This is a genomic window from Mesorhizobium muleiense (assembly GCF_900099905.1).
GTDB lineage: Bacteria > Pseudomonadota > Alphaproteobacteria > Rhizobiales > Rhizobiaceae > Mesorhizobium > Mesorhizobium muleiense.
In genome coordinates this window covers 130694-157508 of record NZ_FNEE01000007.1, presented here as the reverse complement: position 1 = coordinate 157508, position 26815 = coordinate 130694, and the positions used below count along the sequence as shown (strand labels likewise).

General features: G+C 63.0%; 29 protein-coding genes and 1 tRNA gene. 18 read left to right on the top strand and 12 right to left on the bottom strand.

Annotation, left to right across the window (positions count from 1 at the left end):
- From cbiE to BLT09_RS15175, 9 genes are all read left to right on the top strand, one after another.
- Nucleotides 1-1242 carry a precorrin-6y C5,15-methyltransferase (decarboxylating) subunit CbiE gene (gene cbiE / locus BLT09_RS15220; RefSeq protein WP_091594507.1) on the top strand — a complete coding sequence of 414 codons (1242 nt, stop codon included), beginning with the start codon at nt 1-3 and terminating at the stop codon, nt 1240-1242.
- Complete coding sequence (locus tag BLT09_RS34910) at nt 1239-1748, top strand: cobalamin biosynthesis protein (protein ID WP_236473677.1); 510 nt, start codon at nt 1239-1241, stop codon at nt 1746-1748. Before cbiE ends, BLT09_RS34910 begins: the two co-directional genes overlap by 4 nt.
- Nucleotides 1745-2509 carry a precorrin-4 C(11)-methyltransferase gene (gene cobM, locus BLT09_RS15205; protein WP_091594308.1) on the top strand — a complete coding sequence of 255 codons (765 nt, stop codon included), beginning with the start codon at nt 1745-1747 and terminating at the stop codon, nt 2507-2509. Before BLT09_RS34910 ends, cobM begins: the two co-directional genes overlap by 4 nt.
- On the top strand, nt 2506-3324 hold the full coding sequence (cobA, locus tag BLT09_RS15200; RefSeq protein ID WP_091594307.1) for a uroporphyrinogen-III C-methyltransferase: 819 nt from the start codon (nt 2506-2508) through the stop codon (nt 3322-3324). Before cobM ends, cobA begins: the two co-directional genes overlap by 4 nt.
- Entirely contained in the window at nt 3321-4631 is a 1311-nt protein-coding gene (locus tag BLT09_RS15195) for a cobyrinic acid a,c-diamide synthase CobB (protein ID WP_091594306.1), read from the top strand. The genes cobA and BLT09_RS15195 overlap by 4 nt, the downstream gene beginning before the upstream one ends.
- A 41-nt stretch (nt 4632-4672) precedes the next feature.
- Nucleotides 4673-5452: an adenosylcobinamide-GDP ribazoletransferase gene (gene cobS, locus BLT09_RS15190; RefSeq protein WP_091594304.1), complete on the top strand. Its 780-nt coding sequence runs from the start codon at nt 4673-4675 to the stop codon at nt 5450-5452.
- 24 nt (nt 5453-5476) lie between these two features.
- The gene (cobT, locus tag BLT09_RS15185) at nt 5477-6487 is read left to right on the top strand and encodes a nicotinate-nucleotide--dimethylbenzimidazole phosphoribosyltransferase (protein ID WP_091594301.1); all 1011 of its coding nucleotides are present in this window, start codon (nt 5477-5479) and stop codon (nt 6485-6487) included.
- Between the two features lie 81 nt (nt 6488-6568).
- Entirely contained in the window at nt 6569-7105 is a 537-nt protein-coding gene (locus BLT09_RS15180) for an MgtC/SapB family protein (protein ID WP_091594300.1), read from the top strand.
- A 350-nt stretch (nt 7106-7455) separates the two neighbouring features.
- A complete protein-coding gene (locus tag BLT09_RS15175) occupies nt 7456-7695 on the top strand; it encodes a hypothetical protein (RefSeq protein ID WP_091594298.1) in 240 nt (79 codons plus the stop codon).
- A 507-nt stretch (nt 7696-8202) separates the two neighbouring features.
- On the opposite strand, the gene BLT09_RS15170 is transcribed toward BLT09_RS15175, so the two are convergent.
- The 4 genes from BLT09_RS15170 to BLT09_RS15155 form a co-directional block, all read right to left on the bottom strand.
- Complete coding sequence (locus BLT09_RS15170; protein ID WP_244529093.1) at nt 8203-9438, bottom strand: hypothetical protein; 1236 nt, start codon at nt 9436-9438, stop codon at nt 8203-8205.
- Nucleotides 9439-9570: 132 nt separating this feature from the next.
- A complete protein-coding gene (locus tag BLT09_RS15165; RefSeq protein WP_091594296.1) occupies nt 9571-10032 on the bottom strand; it encodes a hypothetical protein in 462 nt (153 codons plus the stop codon).
- Between the two features lie 174 nt (nt 10033-10206).
- Nucleotides 10207-10282, bottom strand: a tRNA-Lys gene (locus tag BLT09_RS15160).
- 105 nt (nt 10283-10387) lie between these two features.
- A complete protein-coding gene (locus BLT09_RS15155; protein WP_091594294.1) occupies nt 10388-11299 on the bottom strand; it encodes a PhzF family phenazine biosynthesis protein in 912 nt (303 codons plus the stop codon).
- Between the two features lie 126 nt (nt 11300-11425).
- Here BLT09_RS15155 and BLT09_RS15150 point away from each other — a divergent pair, with 126 nt between their 5' ends.
- The 4 genes from BLT09_RS15150 (at nt 11426) to BLT09_RS15135 (ending at nt 15012) form a co-directional block, all read left to right on the top strand.
- On the top strand, nt 11426-12718 hold the full coding sequence (locus tag BLT09_RS15150) for an efflux RND transporter periplasmic adaptor subunit (protein WP_091594289.1): 1293 nt from the start codon (nt 11426-11428) through the stop codon (nt 12716-12718).
- Nucleotides 12719-12722: 4 nt separating this feature from the next.
- Complete coding sequence (locus BLT09_RS15145) at nt 12723-13427, top strand: ABC transporter ATP-binding protein (protein ID WP_091594287.1); 705 nt, start codon at nt 12723-12725, stop codon at nt 13425-13427.
- Between the two features lie 2 nt (nt 13428-13429).
- Nucleotides 13430-14647, top strand: a complete 1218-nt coding sequence (locus BLT09_RS15140; protein ID WP_091594285.1) for an ABC transporter permease — start codon at nt 13430-13432, stop codon at nt 14645-14647.
- A gap of 122 nt (nt 14648-14769) precedes the next feature.
- Entirely contained in the window at nt 14770-15012 is a 243-nt protein-coding gene (locus tag BLT09_RS15135; protein WP_091594283.1) for a hypothetical protein, read from the top strand.
- Nucleotides 15013-15161: 149 nt separating this feature from the next.
- On the opposite strand, the gene BLT09_RS15130 is transcribed toward BLT09_RS15135, so the two are convergent.
- On the bottom strand, nt 15162-15878 hold the full coding sequence (locus tag BLT09_RS15130; RefSeq protein WP_091594281.1) for a hypothetical protein: 717 nt from the start codon (nt 15876-15878) through the stop codon (nt 15162-15164).
- Between the two features lie 12 nt (nt 15879-15890).
- On the bottom strand, nt 15891-17003 hold the full coding sequence (locus BLT09_RS15125) for an endonuclease/exonuclease/phosphatase family protein (protein ID WP_091594279.1): 1113 nt from the start codon (nt 17001-17003) through the stop codon (nt 15891-15893).
- 159 nt (nt 17004-17162) lie between these two features.
- Here BLT09_RS15125 and BLT09_RS15120 point away from each other — a divergent pair, with 159 nt between their 5' ends.
- Nucleotides 17163-17729 (top strand): BA14K family protein, encoded by a 567-nt coding sequence (locus tag BLT09_RS15120; protein WP_091594277.1) that lies wholly within the window; start codon nt 17163-17165, stop codon nt 17727-17729.
- Between the two features lie 160 nt (nt 17730-17889).
- The gene (locus BLT09_RS15115) at nt 17890-18174 is read left to right on the top strand and encodes a PilZ domain-containing protein (RefSeq protein WP_091594275.1); all 285 of its coding nucleotides are present in this window, start codon (nt 17890-17892) and stop codon (nt 18172-18174) included.
- A gap of 110 nt (nt 18175-18284) precedes the next feature.
- On the opposite strand, the gene ilvC is transcribed toward BLT09_RS15115, so the two are convergent.
- Nucleotides 18285-19304: a ketol-acid reductoisomerase gene (gene ilvC, locus BLT09_RS15110; protein ID WP_091594273.1), complete on the bottom strand. Its 1020-nt coding sequence runs from the start codon at nt 19302-19304 to the stop codon at nt 18285-18287.
- A gap of 138 nt (nt 19305-19442) precedes the next feature.
- Nucleotides 19443-20093: a TetR/AcrR family transcriptional regulator gene (locus BLT09_RS15105; RefSeq protein WP_413468430.1), complete on the bottom strand. Its 651-nt coding sequence runs from the start codon at nt 20091-20093 to the stop codon at nt 19443-19445.
- Between the two features lie 181 nt (nt 20094-20274).
- Here BLT09_RS15105 and BLT09_RS15100 point away from each other — a divergent pair, with 181 nt between their 5' ends.
- Nucleotides 20275-20703, top strand: a complete 429-nt coding sequence (locus BLT09_RS15100; RefSeq protein WP_091594269.1) for an anthrone oxygenase family protein — start codon at nt 20275-20277, stop codon at nt 20701-20703.
- 36 nt (nt 20704-20739) lie between these two features.
- Here BLT09_RS15100 and BLT09_RS15095 read toward each other — a convergent pair whose 3' ends face one another.
- Nucleotides 20740-21192, bottom strand: a complete 453-nt coding sequence (locus BLT09_RS15095; protein ID WP_091594267.1) for a MarR family winged helix-turn-helix transcriptional regulator — start codon at nt 21190-21192, stop codon at nt 20740-20742.
- A gap of 98 nt (nt 21193-21290) precedes the next feature.
- Here BLT09_RS15095 and BLT09_RS15090 point away from each other — a divergent pair, with 98 nt between their 5' ends.
- Nucleotides 21291-22052, top strand: a complete 762-nt coding sequence (locus BLT09_RS15090) for a glutathione S-transferase family protein (RefSeq protein ID WP_091594265.1) — start codon at nt 21291-21293, stop codon at nt 22050-22052.
- Here BLT09_RS15090 and BLT09_RS15085 read toward each other — a convergent pair.
- Nucleotides 22036-23253, bottom strand: a complete 1218-nt coding sequence (locus tag BLT09_RS15085; RefSeq protein WP_091594263.1) for an FAD-dependent oxidoreductase — start codon at nt 23251-23253, stop codon at nt 22036-22038. The genes BLT09_RS15090 and BLT09_RS15085 overlap by 17 nt on opposite strands.
- 81 nt (nt 23254-23334) lie before the next feature.
- Nucleotides 23335-23745, bottom strand: a complete 411-nt coding sequence (locus BLT09_RS15080; protein ID WP_023798817.1) for a winged helix-turn-helix transcriptional regulator — start codon at nt 23743-23745, stop codon at nt 23335-23337.
- A 136-nt stretch (nt 23746-23881) separates the two neighbouring features.
- On the opposite strand from BLT09_RS15080, the gene BLT09_RS15075 reads away from it, so the two are divergent.
- Nucleotides 23882-24772, top strand: coding sequence for an SDR family oxidoreductase (locus BLT09_RS15075; RefSeq protein WP_091594261.1), 891 nt, complete (start codon nt 23882-23884; stop codon nt 24770-24772).
- Between the two features lie 109 nt (nt 24773-24881).
- Here BLT09_RS15075 and BLT09_RS15070 read toward each other — a convergent pair whose 3' ends face one another.
- Nucleotides 24882-26795: a potassium transporter Kup gene (locus BLT09_RS15070; protein WP_091594259.1), complete on the bottom strand. Its 1914-nt coding sequence runs from the start codon at nt 26793-26795 to the stop codon at nt 24882-24884.
- Nucleotides 26796-26815 lie beyond the last annotated feature (20 nt).

Below are 26815 nucleotides of genomic sequence, written 5' to 3'. Positions count from 1 at the left end.
ATGCCTGCTGAGGGTCCGCGCGCCGCCTGGCTCAACTCAAGATGGCTCACAATCGTCGGCATCGGCGAGGACGGTGTAGCGGGTCTCGGTGACGAGGCCAAGCGGCTGATCGCCGAGGCCGAATTCGTCTTCGGCGGCACGCGCCACCTTGCGCTCGTCGTGTCGCTCGCCAAAGGTGAAGCCCGTGCCTGGCCGACCCCTTTCGATGCCGAGATGCGCGACGTGCTGGCGCTTTCCGGCAGGCGAGTCTGCGTTCTGGCGTCGGGCGATCCGTTCTTCCACGGTGTTGGCGCCACGCTCGCCCGCAAGGTGAAGCCGCAGGAGATGCAGGTCATCCCCGCCGCTTCTGCCCTCTCGCTGGCCGCCGCCCGCCTCGGCTGGGCGCTGCAGGATATCGAGACCATTTCGCTGCACGGCCGCTCGCTCGACCTGATCCGGCCGTTGCTGCATCCGGGCAGCCGCATCCTTGCGCTGACCTCGGACGGCGATGCGCCAGCGGCGATTGCGCGTCTGTTGACCGAACTCGACTTCGGCGCCTCGCAGCTGACGGCACTTGAGGCGCTGGGCGGCCCGAACGAAAGGTTTCGCTCGGCGCGGGCGGACGCCTTCGTCCTCGAAAAGATCAATCCGCTCAATGTGCTGGCGGTCGAAGTTGACTCAACTTCGGAAGCACGCATCCTGCCGCTGACATCGGGCCTTGGCGATCATTTGTTCGAACATGATGGCCAGATCACCAAACGCGAAGTGCGCGCCATCACCCTGTCCGCCCTCGCCCCCAGGCGCGGCGAGTTGCTGTGGGACATCGGCGCCGGCTCCGGCTCGATCGGCATCGAATGGATGCTCGCCCATCCGTCGATGCGCGCCATTGCCATCGAGGCCGATCCAACCCGCGCCGCCCGCATCCGCCGCAACGGTTCCGCCTGCGGCGTGCCCGGTCTTGCCGTCGTCGAGAGTTCGGCGCCGCAGGCGCTGGCCGGATTGGAGACGCCGGACGCGATCTTCATCGGCGGCGGCGGCAGCGATACCGGCGTGCTGGAAACGGCCCTCGGGGCGCTGCGTGCTGGCGGCCGGCTGGTCGCCAATGCGGTGACGCTGGAGATGGAGGCGCTGCTTCTCGCCCGTCACGCGTCGCTCGGCGGCGATCTCACCCGCATCGCACTATCCCGCGCTTCGCCGGTTGGCTCGATGCAGGCCTGGCGGCCGGCCATGCCGGTCACCCAATGGAGCTGGGTCAAGCCATGATGGTCGCGGGCATTGGCAGCCGCAAGGGCGTGAGTGTGCAGGACGTTCTTGCCGCCATAGAAGCCGCGCTTGAAGTTCATGGGCTGGCGATGACGGCACTGTCTGCCTTGGCGACGACCGAATTCAAACGCAGCGAAGTGGCCATTCTTGATGCCGGCCGTAAACTCGATCTCCCGGTCATAGTGGTGGATGTTGCTGGCTCTGAACCGTCGCTCCCCCTCACCCGGCCTCCGCTTCGCTCGGCCGACCTCTCCCCGAGGGGAGAGGAGATCACGCACGCTGGCGCCAGTCTCTTCTCCCCAGCGGGGAGAAGGTGGCCCGAAGGGCCGGATGAGGGGGCCGCTTTGCTCAGCCGTTCCGACCTGTCGCAGGCGCGTGCCGGCACGCCGTCGGTTTCCGAAGCCTCGGCGCTTGCCGCTGCCGGAAAAGGCGCAAAACTGCTCGGGCCGCGCACCGTGCTTGGCCCGGTCACCTGCGCCATCGCCATCAGCGGAGACGCCGCATGACCGTCCACTTCATCGGCGCCGGACCGGGCGCGGCCGACCTCATCACCTTGCGCGGCAGCCGGCTGCTGGCAAGCTGCCCGGTCTGCCTCTATGCCGGCTCGATCGTCGCCCCGGAACTGTTGCAGCACTGCGCGCCCGGCACGAAGCTGATCGACACCGCGCCGATGTCGCTCGACGAGATCGAAGCGGAGTACCTGGCGGCCCACCAGGCCGGCCACGATGTCTCCCGCCTGCATTCCGGCGACCTGTCGGTGTGGAGCGCCGTCGCCGAGCAGATCCGCCGGCTGGAGAAGCACGGCATCGCCTATACGCTGACGCCGGGCGTGCCCTCCTTCGCGGCTGCTGCGGCAGCGCTTCGCCGCGAGCTGACCATTCCCGAAGTCGCGCAAAGCCTGGTGCTGACCCGCATCTCCGGCCGCGCGTCCAAAATGCCGCCTGGCGAAACCCTGGCCGGCTTCGGCCGCACCGGCGCGACGCTCGCCATTCATCTTGCCATCCACGCCATCGATCGGGTCGTCGCCGAGCTGACGCCGTTCTATGGCGCCGATTGCCCGGTGGCGGTCGTCTTCCGCGCCTCCTGGCCGGACGAGCGCGTGCTGACCGGCACGCTGGCGACGATCGAGGCGCAACTGGCCGCCGATCCGATGGAGCGCACGGCCATCATCTTTGTCGGCCGTTCGCTGGCGGCGGAAGGCTTTGGCGAGAGTTCACTTTACGACGCCCACTACCAGCGGCGTTTTCGCGGACGGGACGGATTGTGAACGACGGCACCGGAAACAGCGGTGGAAACACCACGATCGAACAGGCTTTGGCCCGGCTGAACTTCAAGCCGCGCCAGCTTGAGCCGGGCCATGTCTGGCTGGCCGGCGCCGGCCCCGGCGATCCCGGCTGCCTGACGCTGGAAGTGCTGGCCGCGCTTGGGCAGTGCGATGCCCTCGTCTACGACGCACTGGTCTCTCCCGATATCGTGGCAGTGGCGTCGGGCGCCGAGCTTTTTTACGCCGGCAAGCGTGGCGGCCAACCGTCGATGAAGCAGGACGACATCACCGCTTTGCTGGTGCGGCTGGCGCGCGAGGGCCGCCGCGTCGTCAGGCTGAAGGGCGGCGACCCTTATATTTTCGGCCGCGGCGGCGAAGAGGCGCTGGCGCTGGCGCGCGAAAACATCCCGTTCCGCGTGCTGTCCGGCCTGACTTCGGGCCTCAGCGCGCTTGCCGGGGCCGGCATCCCGGCCACCATGCGCGGCATCAACAAGGCGGTGATCCTGGCCACCGGCCACGCCGCCGGTACCGACGACGACCTCGACTGGGCGGCAATCGCCCGCACCGGCCAGCCGGTCGTCGTCTATATGGGCATGGCCAATCTGCCGCTGATATCAGCCTCGCTGCTTGACGGCGGCCTGCCGCCTTCGACGCCTGCTGCGGTGATCGTCGCCGCGACGACGCCGCAGGAGCGCATCGTCGTCGCCACCCTCGCCACCATCGCCGAGGAGGCGGCCGCCGCCGGGTTGACCGCGCCGGCGCTGATCGTCGTCGGCGGCATCGTCGCGATGCGCGCGGCACTGGCAGGCGAGCCATGACCCGCGCGATCATCATCGGCGCACCGCGCTCAGGCTCGGGCAAGACCAGCGTCACCATCGGTATATTGCGCGCGCTCGCCCGGCGCGGCCTCAAGGTGCGCGGCGCCAAATCCGGCCCCGATTATATCGACCCAGGTTTCCACACCGCCGCGACGGGCCTTTCCGGCGTCAATCTCGACAGCTGGGCGATGCCGCCTGATTTGCTCAACGCGCTGGCCGGCGACGCAACTGAAGATGCCGATTTCATCTTCCTCGAAAGCGCCATGGGCCTGTTCGACGGGATTCCGGCTGCTCCAGGCCGCACCGGCTCGGCCGCAGACCTTGCCCGGCTGTACGGCCTGCCGGTGCTGCTGGTGCTCGACGTTTCCGGACAGTCGACCACGGCGGCAGCCGTCGCCAAGGGTTTTGCCAGCTATGACCCTGATGTGCGCATGGCCGGCGTTGTTCTCAATCGGCTGGGCAGCGAGCGTCACCGCCGTCTCTGCGGCGACGCGATCGAGGCGATCGGCCTGCCGGTGGTCGGCGCGATCCTGCGCGATCCATCGCTCAACCTGCCGGAGCGCCATCTCGGCCTCGTCCAGGCCGGCGAATATGAGAATTTGATGGCGCATCTCGACCGGCTGGCCGACATGGTCGAACGCTCGCTCGACCTCGACGCCATCATGGCGCTGGCGGCGCCATTCGCGCCTGCTCCCGGCAGTTTCGACGACGCGCTGCCACCGCCCGGACAACGCATCGCACTGGCAGAGGATGCCGCCTTCACCTTCCTCTATCCGCATGTCGCCGCGCATTGGCGCAAGGCAGGGGCTGAAATCATCCGCTTCTCGCCGCTTGCCGACGAAGCGCCCGGCGAAAATTGCGATGTCTGCTGGCTGCCCGGCGGCTATCCCGAGCTTCACGCCGGCCGCCTTGCGGCGGCTGCGAAGTTCAGGGCCGGCATCGAGGCGTTTGCGGCAACACGGCCGGTGCATGGCGAGTGCGGCGGCTTCATGGTGCTCGGCGAAGCGCTGGAGGACGCATCGGGCGAGACGCACGCGATGCTCGGCCTGCTCGGTCACTCGACCAGCTTTGCCAAGCGAAAGATGAACCTCGGCTACCGCGAGGCGCGGCTGCGCGCCGATTGTCCGCTGGGAGACCGAGACGCGCTGATCCGCGGCCACGAATTCCACTATGCGCAGATGATTGCCACCGGCAGTGACGAACCCTTGGCCGACCTCGCTGACGGCCAAGGCAATCCGCTCGGCGCCTCCGGCTACCGCCGCGGCCATGTCAGCGGCACATTCTTCCATGCCATTGCGAGAGGCTAGAGCATGATCCCGAAAAGTGGGACCGGTTTTCGGAATAGATCATGCTCAAACTGCAGAACATGACACTCTCCACTCGGCAAATCCTCGATGACATCGCGCTCTGCGCCGTCTTCTTCACCCGGCTGCCGCTGCCGGTCGTCGATTTTCGCGACCGCAGCCTTGCTGCCGCGATCTGGGCAGCGCCGGTTGCCGGCCTTGCCGTCGCGCTGATCGGCGCCCTGGTTTACGCGGTCGGAACCAGGCTCGGCCTTGCCGCCGGCCCGGCAGCAGCACTGACCTTGGCCGCGACCTTGCTCGCCACCGGCTGCATGCATGAAGACGGGCTTTCGGATGTCGCCGACGGCTTTGGCGGCGGCAAAACGCACGAGAAAAAACTGGAGATCATGCGCGACAGCCGCATCGGCGCCTATGGCGCCTGCGCGCTCGCCCTGTCGCTGCTTATCCGCTGGAGCGTGCTTTCGGAATTCGCCGGCCCGGCCCAGATGTTCTGGGCTCTGATTGCCGCGCATGCCGCCTCGCGCGGTTTGTTCGGCGCTTTCATGCATCTGTTGCCGCCGGCGCGCAGCGACGGCCTCTCGGCCGATGCAGGCACCGTGTCGGCCGAAACCGCCATTGCCGGCGCCGTGCTCGGCGCCGTCGCGCTGCTGGTGCTAGGGTTCGGTGGCGCGGTCGCCGCGCTTATCCTGCTCGGCCTGTTGTTTGCCGCCTTCCGCGAGCTGTGCCGCAACCAGATCGGCGGCCAGACCGGCGATACGATCGGCGCGCTGCAGCAGCTTGGCGAGATCGCAATCCTGCTCGTCGCTTCCGCTTCCCTTTCCTGACTCTGTTTCGGAGATTTTTCCCCCATGCCTTTCAAATCGCTTGATGAATTGCGCGCGGCCTGCCTCGATCTGCCTGCCGGCAGCGACGCCGCGGCAAATGCTGTCGCCCGCCGCCAGGACACGCTGACCAAGCCGCAAGGCAGCCTCGGCCGGTTGGAAACCATAGCCGCCTGGCTCGCCCGCTGGCAGGGCCGCGACATGCCGCAGCTCGATCGCGTCAAAGTGTTCGTCTTTGCCGGCAACCACGGCGTCACCGCACAGGGCGTGTCGGCCTTCCCGTCGGAGGTCACCGTGCAGATGGTGGCGAATTTCGCCGGCGGCGGCGCCGCCATCAACCAGCTTGCCCGCATCGCCGGTGCGGAGCTCGACGTCATTCCGCTCGACCTCGATTATCCGACCGGCGATTTCACGCAAGCGCCGGCAATGGACGACGAGGCCTTCCTCGCCGCCGTTGAGGCCGGCTATGCCGCAGTGACCAAAGACCTCGATCTCGTTTGTTTCGGCGAAATGGGCATTGGCAACACCACGCCGGCGGCAGCCATCTCGGTCGCCCTTTTTGGCGGCGGCGCGGAAAAATGGGCCGGGCGCGGCACCGGCGTCGACGATGCCGGCCTGGTGCGCAAGATCACTGCCATCGAAGCCGGCCTCAAGCGCCACGCCGAGGCCCTTGCCGACCCGCTGGGGATCGCGGCAGCCCTTGGCGGGCGCGAACTCGCCGCCATTTTCGGTGCGACGCTGGCGGCGCGCCATTCAGGCGTGCCGGTGCTGCTCGACGGCTTCGTCTGCACCGCCGCCGCCGCGCCCTTGGCAAGGTTGCACCCCGCCGGCCTCGCCCACACCCTTGCCGCCCATGTCTCCGCCGAATCCGGCCATCGCCGGCTGCTCGAGGCGCTCGACCTGCCGCCGCTGCTCGACCTCGGCATGCGGCTCGGCGAAGGCTCCGGCGCCTGCCTCGCCGTCAACATCATCCGCTCGGCGCTCGAATGCCATGCCCGCATGGCAAGCTTTGCCGAGGCCGGTGTTTCAGAGAAGTAATCTCGTCAACCTGGAATCAAGTCTTGCCCTGGGGAACCTGGCCGGCCCGAGCACGTTGTGGCCGGTCAGCCCGGGTTACGCATGCAACAGCTTTTCCAGGAATTCGGCCATCCGACCTACGTCCCGTTTCCCGTTATTGCGGCGAGGCTTCTGCTGGCGTCGATCTTCGGTGCGGCGATCGGCTTCGAACGCGAATGGCGAAATCGGCCTGCCGGGCTTCGCACCCATATCCTGGTCTGCGTGGCAGCGGCTACCTTCGGTATTCTGACGATTGAAATCATTCACGCGCCGATGTTTCAGCAGGATTCCGTGAGGGTCGATCCGATTCGTGTTGTCGAAGCGGTTACCGCCGGCGTCGCGTTCCTTGCTGCCGGAACGATTTTGTTTTCGAAAGGCGAGGTTCACGGGCTGACGACCGGGGCTGGCATGTGGCTCTCCGGGGCAATCGGCGTGGCCTGCGGGCTCGGTCTGTGGCAAGTGGCGGCACTCGGCACGCTTTTGGTGCTGGTCGCGGCAGGCCTTCTCTATAGTTTTGCCCACAAGTCCGGTATTGGCGAGAACACCGGACCAGAAAAGCCCAAGTCGGAAGAAGACGTGCCCAAGCGGCCCAGAGGCTGAGGCTGCAATTGGAACCGAACGCGAATTGGAACGCAACCGTCAGGATTGGAGGCCGCAATCGGGGCTCGCTTTCCAGGCAGCGAAAAAGCAAGGAATATCCACGGATTAAATGGTGGGTGCGACAGAGATCGAACCTGTGACCCGCTGATTAAGAGTTTTTCAGTTTAGCTTTTACGTCCATCCCATAGTGTTTTAGTAAGGCCCCGGAACCGTTGAAAATTAAGGATTTTTCCCAAAATAGTTTTTCGCTCCGCTAAACGGTTTTACACAGCGCCCTTACTAGAAGCCTTAGTAAGGGAGAGCCGGAAACAGCGCCCTTTGAAAAAGAAATTCGCGAAAGTTTCCAGAGGATGACGGAGGCGCAGCGCAAGGACGCAATCAGTGATGCGTTCAAGCCCGGTGACAAGATGGTTTTTGGCGCGATCCTCCGCATGCCCCACTACGCGTCGGGCAACTCGAAGGCCTATTTGGAGATCAGCGGCATCGTTACCGGCAACAGTTTTCCCGGTCCAATACGAGCGCCATGGCCGGCTGAAAAAGGCACTCGCGGCGGCAGACGAGCAGGGCATGACGTTCATGCGGTTCGTTGACAACATGGCAAATTCGCCAGCCGTTGCTCTTGCTGAAGCTGCACGGCAGGCGCGTGAGGAACTGCAGGCCATCTATAAGGCGGCGGCGTAAAAATGGCACAGCCGCACATCGATGATGATGGTGTTTTCACCCTCCCGCTCCTGGTCGATTCCCTGGACGAGGTGCCCCACGATTTCAAAGCTGCTTACACGGCAGACGCCGAGTGCCCAGACAGGTAGACACGATAGAGGCAAGGCTGCTGGCAACTATTGCCTATGCTGGCGCCATGCCTGCCTCCTATCGTAAAGCTCTGTCGGCCCTGCTTCAGGAGGACAATAAGTTTGTGGTGCAGGCATCGGCAGTGGCCCGATCGTGATGGCTAAGACAGCGTACGCATATCCGATGGAGACTGTCGTCACCAACTTTCTGGAATCTGATGATGGGGTGGCCTTCCGGACAACCAAGCGCGGCGGCAGCGCGCCGCTCGCTAGTATGTTCACGCAGATGGCGAACAAGTTGGGGGCGCGCTAAGAGCCTTTTGTCGGTCCAAGGTGCATGTCAGGATAATAGGCGCTCAAAGGATTTTCTGCTGATGCCGGATCGTCCATGGCGCTCCGTATATGATTCGAAATTTCCAACCTGTATGTCTCGATCTTCGGAACAAATGAGTAAAGGTCTGTTGTGTCGAAAACTACCGTGCGATTCTGATTTATGTCGAACGGTATCCTGTCTGCCTTTCTAATCATCTGCACCGTGGGCAGGTTCCTTGCGTGTCTTATCGCCAACTCATAAAAAACGTTGGGATTGTGGTATGAGAGGTCTGCTATGGCGAGCCGACTCTTTAGAAGATACTCGAAGATCTGCTTGTTTATGAGACCCGGGTTGTGGATCTCATCCGCCCGTTTCACTTCGATGCCAAACTGCTCCATGGCCGGACGCACAAGCGTTTCCAGTATCAAATCCGAATGTTTACGCTGGTCCGAATCCGGATCGCCGATCGGGCCGATATAAAAGCAAATCCGGTCGAACTGCACATCCGAATGAACTGTCAGCGGATTCTCTGCAGAAGTTCTCGCTTGAACATGCTGCCTGCCCGCGGCGCTCGCGCCAGAGGGGATACTGTCCAACGCGTGGTCAACGGTCAGAATTCTTTCTGCCCCTGATAGAGTCTGGAGCAGACCGACAAATCGAAGATTGACGACGAAGATTTCAATGCACTCTTTTTTAAGATGCTCAGGAATTCCCGCCTCGACGGCGGCATCCTCCAAAATTGCAATAGAGGGCAATTTTTGGCCACTGTACTTGTCGGCGAGAGTTTTGAAAATCTCAACGGACTCGATTGCGAGTTTGATTCGAGCGCGTGCGCGCTCTCTTGGAGATACATCCGTGCTAGTTGCCACGTCTCCGTCAGGCGTCAACTGAAGAGTTTCCGACTGAACGCCACCTTTGATCAATCCATATTTTCCGGCAGCAACTATGAGCTGGCGGCTCGCACTACTTTCGGGACCTTTATTTAACTGATGAAAAACCGTTAGACGCCGCACCGTGTTTGAACCGGCCATTTTCTGTATCGCGGCGGCAAACTCCAACACTTCCTCAAATGAATAATGGGGATACGGTCGCTGAGCTGCTCTGCCACGTCGAGACACTTTAGCAGGCGTCGCGGGAGCAGCGGGCGCGGGCTTTGCACGGCGAGTTCTACTAGACGCGGCCTTAGCTGCCATCACAGCCATTCCCTCTACTTCTTCTGGTGACCGCGCCATGATTTTCCCCATGCCAGGCTATTGGCTCGGCCACTATAGGCGGCCCCTCAAGACATGGAAAGCGCCGCCCACACACTTGGGGCGACGCGCATTGCTCTGCGGCTGTAGGCGACGGCTTTGGCCGGCAATTCGCTATGGAAAGTGTGGCAATAGCGTACTAGACGATACCACATCTCCTGTAAAATAAATCAAACCGACCATAAACGAAAACACCACTAGGCCGATCATCACGAAAACGAAAAAGCGCGCCCAGATATTAGGTGGGGCAATCGCTAAATCAGATACCCATAACAAGATCACTTTCATTGTGTTGATAGTGATAACAGCCGTCATGACAAAAGAAATTGCTGCACATATGATCATTGAAATTTTGTAAGGAAAGCTTGACGTCGGTATCTTGTAACCAAAATACGCGGTAGCCAGCAAAAGAAAAGCGATTCGAATCACCATTCCCACAAAATCGGAAAATTTCTTTGCTTCAGAAAAAACTGCCTCATACTCTGCTTGAAGAGCTGCGGGCCTTTCCGCTGGCGGGAACATCATAAACGACTTCTTGTCAGGCCTCAAGAAAACTTGTTTTAGCCACTTCAGCATTAACCGTCCCCTCCCATTGATTCTGGATCAAGTACTAACACTGGAGAAAAATGGCGGGTTCAAAGGGAAGGACGGCTAAAGGCTCATCTAACCCTTACTAAACCACCCTTATTAAGCGCGGAGGAGGCCCAGATTGAGAGGCCTAAAAAGCAAATAAATACAATGCTTTAAGTATGGTGGGTGCGACAGGGATCGAACCTGTGACCCGCTGATTAAGAGTCAGCTGCTCTACCAACTGAGCTACGCACCCACTCGCCGGTAAAACCAGCGTCGGCGGGCATATAGCCGCCGCCATCCGCCATGTCCAGCCCTGCCGGATCCATTTCCCGACAAATCGCTGAAGTGCCGCACATCGTCAGACGAACAGCTTGCCTTCCGCCATTTTGACGGCATGGCCGCCGATGCGGGCGGCGGCGAGTTTGCCGCCTTCGACATTCAGTTCGAGGCGGATGCGCGAAGGCCGCCCCATCTCCAGCCCTTGTTCGATCCAACGCTGGGAAACACCCTCTCTCGGACCGTCGAAATGCATGATTGCGCCGGCGAAGGCGGCCGCCGCCGAACCGGTCGCCGGATCTTCATAGGATGGATTGCCCGGCACGATCATGCGGACATGAAAGGCGCTGTCGTGGTTCACCGTCTCGCGGCAATAGACATACGGGCTGGCGAGGGCCCAATCGCTCTTGCGGGGCGCCAGTTCCGACCACGCCTGGTTGTCCAGCCTTATCCGGGCCGCCGCCTCCAGATCGGCGACCGGAATGGTCACATAGGGAACGCCGGCCGACCAGAACGAGACGCGGTGGTTTTCGAAGCCGATTTCGTGCGGCCCCAGGCCAAGTGCCGCCCCGATCGCCTCCGGGTCGGCGGACAATTCCAGCTGCTCCGGCAGTTTGGCCAGGTCGAACTCGGCAAAGCTGGCGCCAGCGTGCTTGCTGACGGCGCAGCGCACCGGGCCGATATTTTCTTCCAGCACAAAAATGCCGGCGGTGTCGCCATCGCCAGCCATTTCGGCAAGTGCAATCGCAGCGCCCACCGTCGGATGGCCGGCGAACGGCATCTCATGGTCGGGCGTGAAGATGCGGATGCGGGCGCGGTGCTTGGGATTGTCGGGCGGCAGCACGAAAACGGTTTCCGACAGGTTGAACTCGCCCGCGATAGCCTGCATCGCGGCTGTGTCCAGTCCCTTGCTGTCAAGCACGACGGCCAGCGGATTGCCGCCCAGCCGCTCGGTGGTGAACACGTCGTAAAGTAAGTAATTCCGGGTCAGCATTGTAGAAAGCCTTCTGCCTCAATCCCAACAGGGGCCCAAACATGGGCGAAATTTAATTTGATATTTGAACCATTCGGCCTGATCAGTGCACCGGTTGGGACATCACTGGTATTATAGGGGTCCGGCGTGGACCAGATTGTCAATCTGCCAAAGACGGAATCCACTTCCGACATAAAGACGGCACTCGGGCTCGACCGCCTGGGTCTGAAGAAGAAACGGCGTCGCGGCTGGCTTTATGGCCTGCTTGTGCTGGTCGTCGTCGCCGCAAGCCTGGCGGGGTACCAATGGTATGCCGCGTCTCCCGCCAAGATCGACTATACCACTGTGCCGGCCGCTGTCGCCGACCTCACGGTCGAAGTATCGGCGACCGGCACGCTGCAGCCGCTCACCCAGGTCGACATTTCGAGCGAACTGTCCGGCGTCGTCCGCTCGGTCGCGGTCAACGAGAACCAGCAGGTGAAGAAGGGCGATGTGCTGGCGGCGCTCGATACGGCCAAGCTGGAGGTGCAGATCGAGCGCGCCGAGGCTTCCGCCAAGGCGGCGGCTGCCAATGTCGAGACCGCCACCGTAACCCTCACCGAAAACGAACGGGCGGTTGCGCGCGCGGCGGCGCTCACCAAGCGCGGCATGGCGACGGACCAGTCGCTTGAAGCGGCGACAGCGACGCGCGACCGCTCAAAGGCAGCGCTCGACAGCGCCAAAGCCAATCTGGCCATCGCCAATGCCGATCTCAAGGCGCAGCAGACGGACTTCGCCAAAAGCACCATCTATGCGCCCATCGACGGCATCGTTCTGACGCGCTCGGTCGATCCCGGCCAGACGGTTGCCTCCTCGCTGCAAGCGCCGGTGCTGTTCGTCATCGCCGCCGACCTCAGGAACATGGAGTTGAAGGCAGCGGTCGACGAGGCCGACATCGGCGCGGTCAAGCCCGGCCAGCATGCCCGCTTCACCGTCGACGCCTTTCCCGAGCGGCCGTTCGATGCCGAGATCCGCGACATCTCCTATGCCTCGGTCACCACCGACGGCGTCGTCACCTACGACGCGCGGTTCGAGGTCGACAACAACGAGCTTCTGTTGCGGCCTGGCATGACTGCCACCGTTTCGGTCGTCACCAGAGAGGCAAAAGGCGTGCTCACCGTGCCGTCGACGGCTTTCCGCTACCGGCCGGCGGCATCTGCTGCCCGAGCGTGGAGCCTGAGCGACCTGTTCACGGGCCGTATGGGCCGTCCACGCGGCAACCGCCAGCGCCAGGCGACGGCGCAGCCCACCGACGGCTCGCGCACGCTCTACGTGCTGGAGAATGGCCTGCCCCGGCCGGTCAACGTCAAGGTCGGCTCCACCGATGGCGAGCTGACCGAGGTCACCTCCGGTCTCGCAGAAGGTGCGCAAGTCATCACCGCCGCGCAGCAGCGGAGCTGAATTCATGTCAGGCTCGCTGCTCATCACCTTCGACAAGGTCTGGAAAAGCTATGGCCAGGGCGAGGCCACGGTGCATGCGCTGGCTGGCGTCGATCTTGCCATCCGCAGCGGTGAATTCGTCGCCATCATGGGTCCGTCCGGCTCGGGCAAGTCGACGGCGATGAACATCATCGGCTGCCTCGACACACCGACGGCCGGAACCTACAGCTTCATGGGCATCGACGCCGGCCGTCTCGACCGCAACCGCCGCGCCATGCTGCGCAATCTCTATGTCGGCTTCGTCTTCCAGGGCTACAATCTCCTGCCGCGCACCACCGCGGTGGAGAATGTCGAACTGCCGCTGATCTATCGCGGCGTCGCCGCCCGCGAGCGTCACGACCTCGCCATGAAGGCGCTGGCCGAGGTCGGCCTTGTCGGCCGCGAGCACCACACGCCGGCCGAGCTCTCCGGCGGCCAGCAGCAGCGCGTGGCGATCGCACGCGCCATCGTCACCAGGCCGACGCTGCTCGTCGCCGACGAGCCGACCGGCAATCTCGACACCGCACGTACGCACGAGATCATGGAGCTGCTGACGCGGCTGAACACCGAGCTTGGCCTGACCATCGCCATGGTCACCCACGAGGCCGATGTCGCTGCTTATGCCGAGCGCACAATTCGCTTCCTCGACGGCCACGTCGCCTCCAATGCTGTGAATCTCGAGGTGGTGTAACCATGATCTGGGAAACCGTCCGCCTCTCGCTGCTTTCAGTGCGCCGCAACGTGCTGCGCTCGTTTCTGACGCTGCTCGGCATCGTCATCGGCGTTGCCGCCGTCATCGCCATGCTCACCATTGGCTCGGGCACCACCGAAAAGGTAAAGGCCGACATTTCCAAGCTCGGCAGCAATTTGCTCGTTGTCCGCCCCGGCCGCCCGGCCGGGCCCGGCGGACCGGGAGGGCTCGACCAGGCCACACGTCCGCTCGGTAGCAAGGAACTTGCCGCGCTTGTCGCACATTTGAGCGGCGCCCGCGCCATCTCGCCCGCCTCGCAAAAGCAGGTCCGCGTCATCTTCGGCACCGAAAGCCTGACGTCGGGTGTCACCGGCACCGACAGCGCCTATCTCGATGCGCGCGACTGGAAGCTGGTCTCGGGCCGACCGTTCAGCGATTCGGAAATCCGCTCGGGCACCGGCGTCTGCCTGATCGGCGAAACCGTGCGCCAGCAGTTCTTCGGCGCCGGCGACCCCGAAGGCGAGATCATTCGCGTCAACCGCACCTCGTGCAAGATCATCGGCCTGCTCGAGCCGAAGGGCTATACCGGCTTCGGCCAGGACCAGGACAATGTCGTGCTGATGCCGCTCGCCGCCTACCAGCGCCGCATCGCCGGCAACCGCGACATCGACTCGATCTACGTCGCCGCCGACGACGGGACGGCGACCACCGAGCTGCTGCCGCGCGTCGAGGACATCTTGCGCGATGCACGCCGCATCCCGCCGGACCGCGAAGACGACTTCTCGATACGCGACATGACCCAGATCGCCGACGCCATGGCGAGCGCCACCACGACGATGACCGGCATGCTGGGAGCGGTCGCCGGCGTCAGCCTGTTGGTCGGCGGCATCGGCATCATGAACATCATGCTGGTGTCGGTGACCGAGCGCACCCGCGAGATCGGCATAAGGCTGGCGATCGGCGCGCATGAAAAGCACATCCTCATCCAGTTCCTGGTCGAGGCGACCGTGCTGTCGCTGCTCGGCGGCATCATCGGCATCCTGATCGGCCTGGCGCTGGCCGGCCTCGCCTCGCTGACGCTGGCGATCCCGTTTGCACCAAGCCCGGCGGTGATCCTGCTCGCCGTCGGCTTCTCGGCGCTGATCGGCATGGTGTTCGGTTTCTTCCCGGCGCTGCGCGGCGCGCGGCTCGATCCGATCGACGCGCTGAGGCATGAATAGCGCGGCGCAGCGTGCGTCGCCTTCAGATGTCCCCAAAATTTTGGCGCGGCCGTCGCCCTGCCCCTGTCGCGGAACAGCCCGCGGTGCTAGCAATCGCATTGGGGATATGGGGGAATAGTGGGATGAGCAAGAAAGAGCGAGTGGCTTTGGTGACGGTGATTATCGAGGCCGCATTGGCGGGCTTTTGGTGGTATTTGGCCAGCTACGGCATGGCCAACCCCGATCATGTCACCGCCGATTTCCAGCAGGTTGTTGGTCAGACGATGGGAACGACGATGGGTGCGCTGCTGGGTATCGGCGTCATGCTGTTTTTCGTCGCCGCCCGCAACGACCGCAAAACCATCGAAAACAAAATGCGTCATTAGAGCGACGTGCGTCCACTTGGACGCACAAGTACGCTCTAACACTTCGAAACAGCGACGTGCGTCCACTTGGACGCACAAAGTACGCTCTAACATTTTGAATCTGCGCGTCGTGCTTTCCGAAAATCGATTCCGATTTTCGGCCCGATGCGTTAGTCCTTGCCGGCAAAATGCCACTCGATCAGTGGCTTCATGTGCGGCATCAGCCCGTCCGGCAGGTCATCGGCACTGCGGATGACGACAGGCCCGTCGATCTCCGGCTCTGCCTCGGTGGCGACAAAGGCGCTGATGCGCTGCGCGACCTCGTCGGCGGATGCAATCTCGCGATAGCGGCGAAAGATCACCGTGCCGGTTGCCGTCGACAGGGCATAGTAGCGCCTGCCGCGCGCCGCGCCGGCAAGGTCGAGGCCGGTTTCTTCCCGCACCTCGCGGATCATGTTGAAGTCGACATCGACAAGGCCGTCGCGGAAATCGGTTGGCTCGAACGAGCCGGCGGCGAAGTAGACGCGACCGGCATTGACGGTGTGCGACGCCATGCGGATCGCCACCAGCGAATTGTCGCCGGCGACCAGCATGGCATGGGCATAGGCGTGCTCGGCCCCCGCCACCTGGCGATTGCCGCGCCAAAGCATGAAGGTCGAGTAGCGCACCGCATGGCAGCGGCCGACGAGGCTGCTGTCGCGATAGCGGAGCGCCGAAAGCAGCACCACGGTGCCGTCGAACAGCGCCGGGTTGGCTGCGGTCTCGCGCCGCCAATTCTCGGCGATCGCTTGCGCATTGTCGCGTTCGAACGGGTGCGGGCCGGGGTCGAGCCTGACATCGACGGCGTCGACCGGAAGGATGATGTTGCGCGGCAGGTCGAAGCTCAACGAAAACGATCCTCAGGTCATTTCAAGGGTCATCGCCACAGGACAGTGGTCCGACGCCTTCGGCCGGTCCCAGCCGCAACGCGGAAACCGGTCCACCTCCTGGCCTGCCGGAAAGATCGTGCGCCAGGGCTGGCCGTTGCGGATGATGTCGGGAACGGCGGTCGCGTTCCTGGCTGCCAGTGCCTTCGACAACAGGATGTAGTCGAGCTGGCACAGATGCCGCTCTTGCGGCCCGCGCGTATGGTACAAGGTCCAACGGTCCATTTCCGGGCGCCGCTCGACCGCATTCTCGCAAAAGCCGCCGGCGGTGAGCACGTTGAGGCAGGACTGGCTCTCGTCGATCACCTCGAAGCGGTAGCCGTCAAAGGCGTCGCCGGAGATCTTCACGCGCTGCCGATAGTCGTTCATGTCGCCGCAGATCGCCCAGTATTTGTCGGCGGCGTGATCCCCACCGAAACGCTCCTCGATGATCCGGCGCACCGCTTGCGCCTCAGCGATGCGCAGCGGCATCGTCGTCTGGCGCCCGTCGAGACCGTTGCGGGGCGCGCCCATCGACTTGAAATGCACCAGATAGAGCGTCAGCGGCACGCCACCGACGGTCAGGTCGATTTCCAGGCAGTCGCGCCGGAAGATGCGCTGGTTGGCCTGATGCCCGAACGCTGCCAGGTCCGGCGTGTGCAGGCCGAACTGCTCGAACGTGACATAGGCGTGGCTTGTCATGCGCACGAATTCGATCGGCTGGCCCTGCGCGGTCTCGTTGCGCATCATCACGGCGACGTCGATGCCGCGCGAATCGTTGCCGGCGGTGGTGTATTTCTGGCGGTAGCCATGCCCGACCATCCTGAACAGATAGCCGTGTTCGAAAGCCTTCAGCGCCTCGATATTGTCGACCTCCTGCATGCAGATGATGTCGGCGCGGGTGGCGGCGATGGCCAATGCCGTCAGCTGCCGCGTATCGTCGGATTGCGCGATCGCCCGCGCCTGCTCCAGCATCTTGTATTCGGCCTCGCTCTGGATGTCGAAGAGCGCCAGCGTGCGATCCTCGTTGAGCTGGTTGCGGTATCCGGAAAAATCAAACCTGTTCATCAGGTTTTCGACATTGAAGGTGGCGAGGCGCAGCGACATGGCGGTGACCTTTGCCCACAAGCGCGGCCGAAAACAAGGGCCCGCCCTGCCCGCGATGGTTGACGAAACCTTTCCGTTCATCCTCCGTTCAGGCGCGAAGCTGCATGAATGACATTCTTCATCGCCGGGCGTGGGGCCTGAGATCTCTTGGAGAGTGCAATGAACCCGCTCTTTTCTTTTTCTGTCAGATCCGGGCTGCTGGCTCTGGGTCTGATGGCCGGCCTGTCGGCCCCCGCGTTCGCCGGACCGATTGCCAAACCCGTGCTGCCGATGCCGGCCAACGCCGTCGCCGCCGAGGTTGTGCCTGTCCGCGAAAGCTGGGCCGGTGGCAACGACAGGCGGAGCGAATGGCGCTGGCGCAATCGGCACGGCGGCCGGGAGTGGCGCGGTGGCAATGATCGGAGATGGCGCGGTCGCGACGAAGCCTGGAGATGGCGTGATCACGACGACCGGCGCTGGCGCCACCGTCGTCATCACCGCCGTCACTTCAATGATTCCGCGATCTATTTCGGCCTGGGTCTCGGGCTGCCCGCCTACAACTACTATAGTGGGCCGAGCTATTATGAGCCGCGCTACTACCCGCCTCGGCGTCAGTATCGCACGGAACGGCTTTCCAGCGCCCATGTCCGCTGGTGCTACGACCGCTATCGGTCCTATCGCGCCTGGGACAATACGTTCCAGCCCTACGGCGGTCCGCGCCAGCAGTGCTGGTCGCCCTATAGCTGAGTGGTGCGACTGATAAACTCCAACGGCGCCGCGCCGCGCGGCGCCGTTTTCATCTGACCCACCCTTCTTCTGAAGTCCTTTGCGTCCTTTTCGCGACGATAACGCTATGTTTATCAGGCGGGCCTAATTATCCTGCCGATCGCACCAGGGATTATGCGCGATGGCTGAAGACGAAAACAGGGACAAACGCAGGCAGCGCGTCTTCAAGGGCGCGACGATCCTGACCGGCATCACCAATTCCGAGGTCACGTGCACGGTGCGCAACATGCATGACGGCGGCGCCGAATTGATGGTCTCGATCGACGCTCGCGTGCCCGACGAGTTCCTGCTCTATGTGCCGACCGACGGCATCGCCTACAAGGCAGTGGTCCGCTGGCGCCGCGAGAACCGCATCGGCGTGATGTTCACCGGCACCGAGCCAAAGCCCCACTGGCACTACGGCTAGATCCCCTGAGCGGCATTGTCCAACCAGCCAACCACACGGCCTTCATGTAAAAAAACCGGCGGAGCGCTCCGCCGGTTTTTCCTGTGCAATGACAAAATTGCGGATTTCGATCAGTTCTTGGCCTTGTCGACCAGCTTGTTCCTGGAAATCCACGGCATCATCGCGCGCAGCTTGGCGCCGACTTCCTCGATCTGATGGCTGTCGTTGTTGCGGCGGATGCCCTTGAAGCGCGACATGCCGGCGCGATACTCCTGCATCCATTCCGAGGTGAACTTGCCGGTCTGGATATCCTTCAGCACGCGCTTCATCTCGGCCTTGGTCTCGGCGGTGATGATGCGCGGGCCCGAAACATATTCGCCCCATTCGGCGGTGTTCGAGATCGAGTAGTTCATGTTGGCGATGCCGCCTTCGTAGATCAGGTCGACGATCAGCTTGACCTCGTGCAGGCACTCGAAATAGGCCATTTCCGGCGCGTAGCCGGCTTCCACCAGCGTCTCGAAACCGGCGCGGATCAGCTCGACCAGGCCGCCGCACAGGACAACCTGCTCGCCGAACAGATCGGTTTCGCATTCCTCGCGGAAATTGGTCTCGATGATGCCCGAACGGCCGCCGCCGACGCCGCAGGCATAGGACAGGGCGAGATCAAGTGCATTGCCCGAAGCATCCTGGTTGACCGCGACCAGGCACGGCACGCCGCCGCCCTTCTGGTATTCGCCGCGCACCGTGTGGCCAGGCCCCTTCGGCGCGATCATGACGACGTCGACCGAGGCCTTCGGCTCGATCAGGCCAAAGTGCACGTTGAGGCCGTGGGCAAAGGCGATCGCCGCGCCATCGCGGATGTTCGGCGCGATTTCGGATTTGTAGATATCGGCCTGCAGCTCGTCCGGCGTCGCCATCATCATCAGGTCGGCCCATTTGGCGGCTTCCGCCACGCTCATCACCTTGAGCCCGTCGGCCTCGACTTTTTGGGCGGTCGCCGAGCCGGCCTTGAGGCCGATGGCGATTTCCCCAACGCCAGAATCCTTGAGATTGAGCGCATGCGCCCGGCCCTGGCTGCCATAGCCGATGATGGCGACCTTTTTGCCCTTGATCAGGTTGAGATCGGCGTCGCGATCGTAATAGACACGCATTTTTCTTCCTTCCCGTTTTTGAATTCAGAGCATGATGCCGAAAAGTGTGAAGCGGTTTTCGGACGACATCATGCTCTATCTCTTTGATTTAGAGCCGGATTCAGAGTTCAGGTCGACTTGACCTGAAATCATCCGGCTCTAGAGGCCTTGCGGCCCGGTTTTTGCTCCGTGAAGAGCGAGAAACTGCTGCGTCGCCCGGACGGCATCGCCGCCAATCGCCGCATCAGTCAATTTTAGCCGGTCGCCGAGCAGCAGGCGGATCTGCACGTCGCGGGCGACCAGCCCGAAAAAGGTGCGGAATGCCGCTTCGGCATCCGAGAACTCGAGAAGCCCGGCCTGCCGACCGGCCTCCAGCACCGGCTTCAGGCGCCGGGCCAGCGCGAAACGCCCGTTCTCCAGCACGATGGCGCCAAGATCGTCATTGCCCGAGCCAGCACGGCCAATGGCGACGCGGTTCAGCGCGATCGATGTGTCGCTCGAAATCACCTTGAGCCAGTCCGAAGCGAAGCGTGCGAGGCTCACCGTCAGCGAAGCAAGGGTAAGCCCCTTGCCGTCGACCGGCACCACCCGCACCTTGGAGGCCTGCCATTGAACAATTGCCGTCAACAGCCCGTCGCGATCGCCGAACCATTTGTAGAGCGTTTCCTTGGAACAGCTTGCCCGCCGCGCCACCGCGGTCATGGTCAACTGATCGCCCTCCTCGACCAGCAGCCGAAGTGCGGCGTCGAGCACGGCTTTCTGCCGCTCGGTCAGCGCTTCGCTGGTGTCGATGTCGACGCTTGCCTGCAACAAACTCTTTTCCTGCTCGATAACGGCGGCGACCAGGGCCGTACCGTACGTTACGGTTCGGCGCGTCTATGACGTATTGTCGGACCCGGGGCAAGCCCTATCTCCGCTTTTTGACACTTCCAGGCCGGAACGGCCACCGCTCGTACCGCCACCGCTCGTACGGCATGTTGCGGAGAGAAAAATGCTCGTCGGCCTGCTTGCATTGACTGTTGCCGCCGCTTTCGCGGGCGCCGCCATCTATATCAGCGTTGCCGAGCAACCGGCGCGGCTTCGCCTTGACGACCGTGCACTGCTGCAGGAATGGCAGCTTTCCTACAAGCGCGGCGCCGCCATGCAGGCGTCGATTGCCGTCGTCGCCTGTGTTCTTGGTGTCGTTGCCTGGTGGCTAACCGGCAGTCTCGGCTATCTCATCGGGGCAGTGCTGATCATCCTGCCATGGCCATGGACGCTGATCGTAATGATGCCGACAAACCGGTTGCTGGCGGCGATGGACGCGGCCGCCGTCAATCTGCAAGCGCGGGCGCTGATCGTCAAATGGGGCAATCTGCATCTGGTTCGCGTCATGCTTGGCGTGCTGGCGGCACTGGCATTCCTCTGGGGCAGTGCCTGACGGCTGCAAGCGACCGTCAGCGCCAGCGGGACCACATCACTCCGGCATCGCCGGATGACGCAGCCGCCCGAGCAGAGCCGACAAGGTTTCCAGGTCATTATTGGAGAGCCTGGCGCCGACCAGCTCGGCGATCGATCGCCCGTAGACGGCCCACATCCGGCGGCGCATCTCGCGCCCCTTGCCGGTGATGCGGACCGTCTGTCCGCGACCGTCATCGGCAACCCTGAGCTTCTCGACCAGTCCGTCCGCTTCGAGCCGCGCCAGCAGCCGCGAGACGTTGTACTGCGCAAACAGGGTGCGCTCGATCAGCTGGAATGGCCGCAAGCCGCCCTCGCCGGCTTCGGCAAGCTCATGCAGCACGTCGTACCAGGCAAGCGGCGGCAAGCCGGCGTCCTTCAGCGCGTCTTCGGCCCGTTCCAGCAGCTGGCGCGAAACGCGCATCAGGCGCGCCCAGGCTTTGATGGCCGCCGGCGAAGGATTCTCCGTCATGATGCAGCATAGGCGATAGATGCAATTGCATCAAGCTTACCAATGGATGCAAATGCATCTATATAGATGCAACTGCATTTATATCGGAAGGCACTGCCATGAAACATGAAACCTGCGAGATCGTCGACATTCCGGAGACGGGCGGCCTGGTGACCGACAAGCTCGTTCTCGTCAGCCACCACCTTTGTCCCTATGTGCAGCGCGCGGCGATCTCGCTCGCCGAAAAGGACGTGCCGTTCGAACGCCTCACCATCGATCTCGCCAAAAAACCGGCCTGGTTCAAGGCGATATCGCCGCTCGGCAAGGTACCGCTGCTGCGCGTGCAGCAGGACGGCGAGGAAACGGTGATCTTCGAATCGGCGGTCATCCTCGAATTTCTCGAGGAAACGCTGGCCAACCCACTGCATCCTGCCGACCCGCTGGTCCGCGCCCGGCATCGCGCCTGGATCGAGTTCGGCTCGGCCATCCTCAACGCAATCGGTCGGTTCTATTCCGCACCGACCGAGGCCGCCTTTCTTACCGAAAGCAAAGCTCTGTCGGCAATGTTCGATCGTCTCGAAGCGGAACTGGCGGCTGGCCGGGCTGGGCGATGGTTTGCCGGCGAGCGCTTTTCACTGGTCGATGCTGTCTTTGGGCCAGTCTTCCGCTATTTCGACGCCTTCGATCGGATCGGCGCGTTCGGCATCCTGAGCGGAAAGCCGCGTGTCGAGGCCTGGCGAAAGCGATTGCACGAACGCAAGTCGGTGATGGACGCCGTCACCCCGGACTATCCACAGCGCCTTCATGCATTCCTGCAAGCGAAGGGTGCGCACCTTTCGAAACTCATCCGCCGCTGCGAGGCGGTCACTGCGCTTCCTTGATACCGATCCGCCTGAACGGATCGATCATGGTTCCAGCCACCATCGAGGCAAGGATGTTTGGCGCCGGCGGGATTCTTGCCACCGACGCCACCAGCCTGTCGCGGACGAACGGCATCACGGTCGAATCCGACTGGTAGAACGGCGTCAGCATCAGCGACAGCGCCTGAAAGACCCGGACATGCCATCGCCGCGCCCGGACATAGGCCTCCAGCGCAGTATCGACACGATCCGTTCCTATGAGCGCATAGTTGAGCGCCGCCGCGTCGAGCAGCGCCATGTTCGCCCCTTGCCCGAGCTGCGGGCTGGTCGAATGTGCCGCATCGCCGATGATCGCCCATCGCCGTCCGGCCGGCAGCTTGAGCGTGTGATGGCCGTAGCGCGCCAGCGAAAGCTGATCGAAACTGTCGATCTGGCGCGTGAACGCCTCGCATTCGGGCCACAGCCGAACCAGCCTCGCCTTCCAGGAGTCGAGGCCTGTCGCCCTGACCTGCTCTGCGTCCGCCGGCTTCAGGCTCCAGAAGAATGCTGCCATCTTCTCGGCAACCGGTTCCGGTCTGCCGATCGGCAGCACGCCGATCATCACGCTCGCTCTGTCGTAGCGCTGCAGCAGCGCGTGTTCGTCAAAACGGTCGCCGCGCCAGCCGAGCGACGCCCAGAACGCGCCATAGGCGAGCGGCCGCGGCTCCCCCGAATTCCCTACGCGCTGCCGCAATCTGGAGCGCGAACCGCTGGCATCGACGACCAGATCGAACGGCCCTATCCTTCGCCCGTTGCCGCAGATCAGCGTTGCCCGTTCGCCGGTTTCCAGCGTCTCGAGCTCGACGCCGGTTTCGATGGCGATCGCCTCGCGCCGGACGGCGCGGAAAAGCACGCCGAACAAGGCCGCCCGGTGCACCGCCAGCCCGAAACGACTGCGGCGCTGCGCATCATAGCGGACGTCGAGCACGGTGCGGCCGGTTTTCGCATCGGCGCCATGCAGCCGGTCGATGCGGCTGCCCAGCGCCAGGATGTCGTCGAGCACACCAAGATCGGCAAGCACCGTCAGCCCGGTCGGCTGCAGGATCAGCCCGGACCCGACCGGCTTTGGCTCGTCGAAGCGCTCGAAGATGGTGACCCGATGCCCGGCACGCTTCAGATAGAGCGCCGCGGCCAGCCCGGCCGGGCCGGCGCCGGCAATCGCGATGTCCAGAGAATTGCCCATTGCCGCCGAATCGTCTCGCCCAGGCCGGACAATCCTTCAGCGCTATCGGCAAATCAAGCCATCGCTCCTGGTATCGATGAGTCAGGTCTCGGCGGCGTCGAAAGCGTTCCGCGCAGCGCGCACCGCGCCATGATTGAGCTCGGCCCATTGGAGCAGCTGATGCAGGGGCCCGAACATCGAGCGTCCGAGATCGGTCAGACTGTATTCGACGCTCGGCGGCTTGGTCGGGAAGACCTCGCGATGGACATAACCGTCGCGCTGCAAATCGTGCAGCGTCTGGGTGAGCATGCGCTGGGAAATGTCGGGCACCAGCCGCCGCAATTCGCCGAACCGGTACGGCTTTTCGGCCAGCGCCATCATCAGCAGCGAACTCCATTTGTTGCTGATGCCCTGGATCACGTCGCGCACCGGACAGTCGGCAAGGTTGCCGCCGCCGCTGCACGCTTTGTAAATCTCGAGCTTCGACTTCAGACTGACGACCTTGCTGTCCATCGCTGGTTCCCTGCGCCTGCCTACCTCCCGCAAAACTGCCTTCTTTACGAGGGTCGGTCAATTCCTATTTTAGTGCTGGTCTCTTTTTGAGACTTATATAAGCACCCGCCGCTCCGGCGCAACGACAGGACTTCCCATGACCGATACCCTTCTCGTCACCGGCGCCTCCGGCCAGCTTGGCCGCGGCGTCGTCGATCATCTGCTGGACACGCTCAAGGTTCCGCCCGCACGCATCATCGCCGCCACCCGCAATCCGGAAAACCTCGCCGAGCTGGCAGCGCGCGGCGTCATCATCAGGCAAGCCGATTTCGATGACACCGCGTCGCTTGTCGAAGCATTCAAGGGCGCCGGCCGGGTCCTGATCATCTCGACCGGCGAGCTCGACCTTGGGGGCAAGCGGCTCAAGCAGCACGAAAATGCCGTCGCAGCCGCGCGGCAGGCCGGCGTTTCGCATCTGCTCTACACCTCGATGCCCAACCCTGAGCCGGGATCGCCGGTGCTGTTTGCGGGCGATCATTACGGGACCGAGCAGGCGATCAAGGCGAGCGGCATCCCCTACACGATTTTCCGCAACGGCTGGTATCAGGAGAACCTGTTCATGTCGCTGCCGCACGCCATTGCCTCGGGACACTGGTATACATCCGCGGCCGACGGCCGCATCGCCCATGGCGCCCGCGACGACATGGCCGCGGCGATCGCTGCCGGCCTTGCCTCGGGCGCCAGCGAAAGCACGACATACACGCTGACCGGTCCGCAGGCCCATACCGTCGCCGAGATCGCGGCCCTGGTGACGGACGTCACCGGCAAGCCGATCGAGGTCGTCCAGCTTTCGGACGAGGCGTTGACCGAGGGCCTGAAGGCTGCCGGCGTTCCCGAGGGCTTTGCCCCAATCGTCACGTCCTTCGACACCAACACGCGCTCCGGCCGCATCGGCATGGTGACCGACGCGATCGAGACACTGTCGGGCAGGAAGCCGCAATCGCTGAAGCAGTTTCTTGAAGCGAACAAGGCAGCGCTGGCCAGCTGAGCCAGAATAGAGTGCCGGACTTCCGAAGCCGGCGGGACAGCGCCCCCCTCTGTCCTGCAGGACAGAGGGGGGCGCGAAGGATCGCAACGGCTCAGTATTCGCGCCGCCCCTAAATCGCCACCTGCGTTCCGATCTCGACCACACGTCCGGTCGGGATCTGGAAATACTCCGTCGCATCGGCTGCCGTGCGCGCCAAGCCGATGAACAGCTTGTCCTGCCACACCGGCATGCCGGAGTTGGGTGATGCCTTGAGCGAGCGCCGCGACAGGAAGAAGGACGTCGTCATGATGTCGAACTTCCAGCCCTGCTTGCGGCAGATCGCCAGCGCACGCGGAATGTTGGGCTGTTCCATGTAGCCGAAGGTCAGTGTCACCCGCATGAACAGATCGTTGATCGTTTCCATCTTGACCCGGTCACTGTCGGGCACGACAGGCTGCTGCGCCGTCACCACCGAGAGGATGACGTTCTGTTCGTGCAGCACCTTGTAGTGCTTCAGGCTGTGCATCAGCGCGGTCGGCGCGCTGACCGGATCGCTGGTCAGGAACACGGCCGTGCCGGACACCAGCTGCGGTTTCTTCTTCAACAAATTGGCGGCAAGGAAATCGAGCGGAATCTCGTTCCTGCGCGTCTTGTCGAACAGATAGCGGCTGCCGCGTATCCAGGTCCCCATGATCAACCCCATGATGCAGGCCACGGCGATTGAAACCCATCCGCCTTCCAAGAATTTCACGATATTCGCCAGGAAGAAGCCGGTGTCTATCGTGCCAAACAGCAGCGCCAGCGCCGCAGCGAGCGCGGTCTGCCATTTCCATTGCCACCGCATCACCACGAACAGCAAGATCGTCGTCATCAGCATCTCGCCTGTCACCGAAATTCCATAGGCGGAAGCGAGCGAACTCGAACTGCCAAAGCCGACGACCAGCAGCATCACGCCGAGCGCGAGAAGGAGGTTCACGCGCGGCATGTAAATCTGGCCGAGTTGCATCTCGGAAGTATGCTGAACTTCGATTCTGGGCAGAAGATTGAGCTGCACCGCTTGCCGGGTCAGCGAAAACGCCCCGGAGATAACGGCTTGACTGGCGATGACAGTCGCTGCTGTTGCGAGCCCGACCATCGGTATCAGTGCCCAATCCGGCAGCATCTGGAAAAACGGATTGTCGGGCACGCCGCCATGGGCAAGAACGAACGCGCCTTGCCCAAAATAGCTGAGCAGCAGGCAGGGAAAGACGATCCAGAACCAGGCCAGCACGATTGGACGGCGACCGAAATGTCCGAGATCGACGTAAAGCGCTTCGGCACCGGTAACCGCCAGAAAAACCGCGCCGACGGTGAGAAACGCGCCCGCTTTGGCCTCGGCAAGGTAGGCGACGGCATAGTAGGGGTTGATTGCCAAAAGCACCGACGGATCGTCGCTAATGTGCACCAATCCGGCAATGCCGATCGCCAGAAACCAGAGCGCTGTCACCGGCCCGAAAACCGAGGCCACTCTGCCGGTCCCGAAGCGCTGCACGGCAAACAGGACGGCAAGAATCACCAATGTAATGGGAACCACATATGGATCGAACGCCGGGGTCACGACGCTCAGCCCTTCCACCGCTGACAGCACCGAAATGGCCGGCGTTATGATCGCGTCGCCGAAAAACAGTGCGGCTCCGCACAGACCGATGACAAGAATGATGCCGGAGCCAGCCGGATAGGCTTTCCGGGCCAGCGCCATAAGCGACAGGGTACCGCCCTCACCCTTGTTATCCGCCCGAAGCACGAAGGCGACATACTTTATGGTCACGATAATCGTCAGTGCCCAGACGATCAGCGACAGAATGCCCAGAACGGCACTGCGCGGATCGGTGCCCGACGAAGCATGCAGTGCTTCGCGAAGCGCATAGATAGGGCTGGTGCCGATATCGCCATAGACCACGCCGAGGGCGCCCAGCATCAAGACCTTGGTGCTGTGCTTTTCGACCTCAGGATGGCTGGACTGTTCGACTGGTTCTGCCTCACTACCACTGTTGGTAAGGGCCATGGACGACACTCCGATAAGCG

What these genes read in the sequence shown, in the direction of transcription:
- BLT09_RS34910 (WP_236473677.1), top strand. Translation starts at nt 1,239, where the DNA reads ATGATGGTCGCGGGCATTGGCAGCCGCAAGGGCGTGAGTGTGCAGGAC.
- BLT09_RS15155 (WP_091594294.1), bottom strand. Translation starts at nt 11,299, where the DNA reads ATGCTGACCCGGAATTACTTACTTTACGACGTGTTCACCACCGAGCGG.
- BLT09_RS15090 (WP_091594265.1), top strand. Translation starts at nt 21,291, where the DNA reads ATGAAACATGAAACCTGCGAGATCGTCGACATTCCGGAGACGGGCGGC.
- BLT09_RS15120 (WP_091594277.1), top strand. Translation starts at nt 17,163, where the DNA reads ATGAACCCGCTCTTTTCTTTTTCTGTCAGATCCGGGCTGCTGGCTCTG.
- BLT09_RS15170 (WP_244529093.1), bottom strand. Translation starts at nt 9,438, where the DNA reads ATGGCGCGGTCACCAGAAGAAGTAGAGGGAATGGCTGTGATGGCAGCT.
- BLT09_RS15145 (WP_091594287.1), top strand. Translation starts at nt 12,723, where the DNA reads ATGTCAGGCTCGCTGCTCATCACCTTCGACAAGGTCTGGAAAAGCTAT.
- cobT (WP_091594301.1), top strand. Translation starts at nt 5,477, where the DNA reads ATGCCTTTCAAATCGCTTGATGAATTGCGCGCGGCCTGCCTCGATCTG.
- cobS (WP_091594304.1), top strand. Translation starts at nt 4,673, where the DNA reads ATGCTCAAACTGCAGAACATGACACTCTCCACTCGGCAAATCCTCGAT.
- BLT09_RS15125 (WP_091594279.1), bottom strand. Translation starts at nt 17,003, where the DNA reads ATGTCGCTGCGCCTCGCCACCTTCAATGTCGAAAACCTGATGAACAGG.
- BLT09_RS15095 (WP_091594267.1), bottom strand. Translation starts at nt 21,192, where the DNA reads ATGACGGAGAATCCTTCGCCGGCGGCCATCAAAGCCTGGGCGCGCCTG.
- BLT09_RS15100 (WP_091594269.1), top strand. Translation starts at nt 20,275, where the DNA reads ATGCTCGTCGGCCTGCTTGCATTGACTGTTGCCGCCGCTTTCGCGGGC.
- BLT09_RS15175 (WP_091594298.1), top strand. Translation starts at nt 7,456, where the DNA reads ATGACGGAGGCGCAGCGCAAGGACGCAATCAGTGATGCGTTCAAGCCC.
- BLT09_RS15085 (WP_091594263.1), bottom strand. Translation starts at nt 23,253, where the DNA reads ATGGGCAATTCTCTGGACATCGCGATTGCCGGCGCCGGCCCGGCCGGG.
- BLT09_RS15080 (WP_023798817.1), bottom strand. Translation starts at nt 23,745, where the DNA reads ATGGACAGCAAGGTCGTCAGTCTGAAGTCGAAGCTCGAGATTTACAAA.
- BLT09_RS15075 (WP_091594261.1), top strand. Translation starts at nt 23,882, where the DNA reads ATGACCGATACCCTTCTCGTCACCGGCGCCTCCGGCCAGCTTGGCCGC.
- cobM (WP_091594308.1), top strand. Translation starts at nt 1,745, where the DNA reads ATGACCGTCCACTTCATCGGCGCCGGACCGGGCGCGGCCGACCTCATC.
- BLT09_RS15140 (WP_091594285.1), top strand. Translation starts at nt 13,430, where the DNA reads ATGATCTGGGAAACCGTCCGCCTCTCGCTGCTTTCAGTGCGCCGCAAC.
- BLT09_RS15165 (WP_091594296.1), bottom strand. Translation starts at nt 10,032, where the DNA reads ATGCTGAAGTGGCTAAAACAAGTTTTCTTGAGGCCTGACAAGAAGTCG.
- BLT09_RS15115 (WP_091594275.1), top strand. Translation starts at nt 17,890, where the DNA reads ATGGCTGAAGACGAAAACAGGGACAAACGCAGGCAGCGCGTCTTCAAG.
- BLT09_RS15070 (WP_091594259.1), bottom strand. Translation starts at nt 26,795, where the DNA reads ATGGCCCTTACCAACAGTGGTAGTGAGGCAGAACCAGTCGAACAGTCC.
- BLT09_RS15135 (WP_091594283.1), top strand. Translation starts at nt 14,770, where the DNA reads ATGAGCAAGAAAGAGCGAGTGGCTTTGGTGACGGTGATTATCGAGGCC.
- cbiE (WP_091594507.1), top strand. Translation starts at nt 1, where the DNA reads ATGCCTGCTGAGGGTCCGCGCGCCGCCTGGCTCAACTCAAGATGGCTC.
- BLT09_RS15195 (WP_091594306.1), top strand. Translation starts at nt 3,321, where the DNA reads ATGACCCGCGCGATCATCATCGGCGCACCGCGCTCAGGCTCGGGCAAG.
- BLT09_RS15180 (WP_091594300.1), top strand. Translation starts at nt 6,569, where the DNA reads ATGCAACAGCTTTTCCAGGAATTCGGCCATCCGACCTACGTCCCGTTT.
- ilvC (WP_091594273.1), bottom strand. Translation starts at nt 19,304, where the DNA reads ATGCGTGTCTATTACGATCGCGACGCCGATCTCAACCTGATCAAGGGC.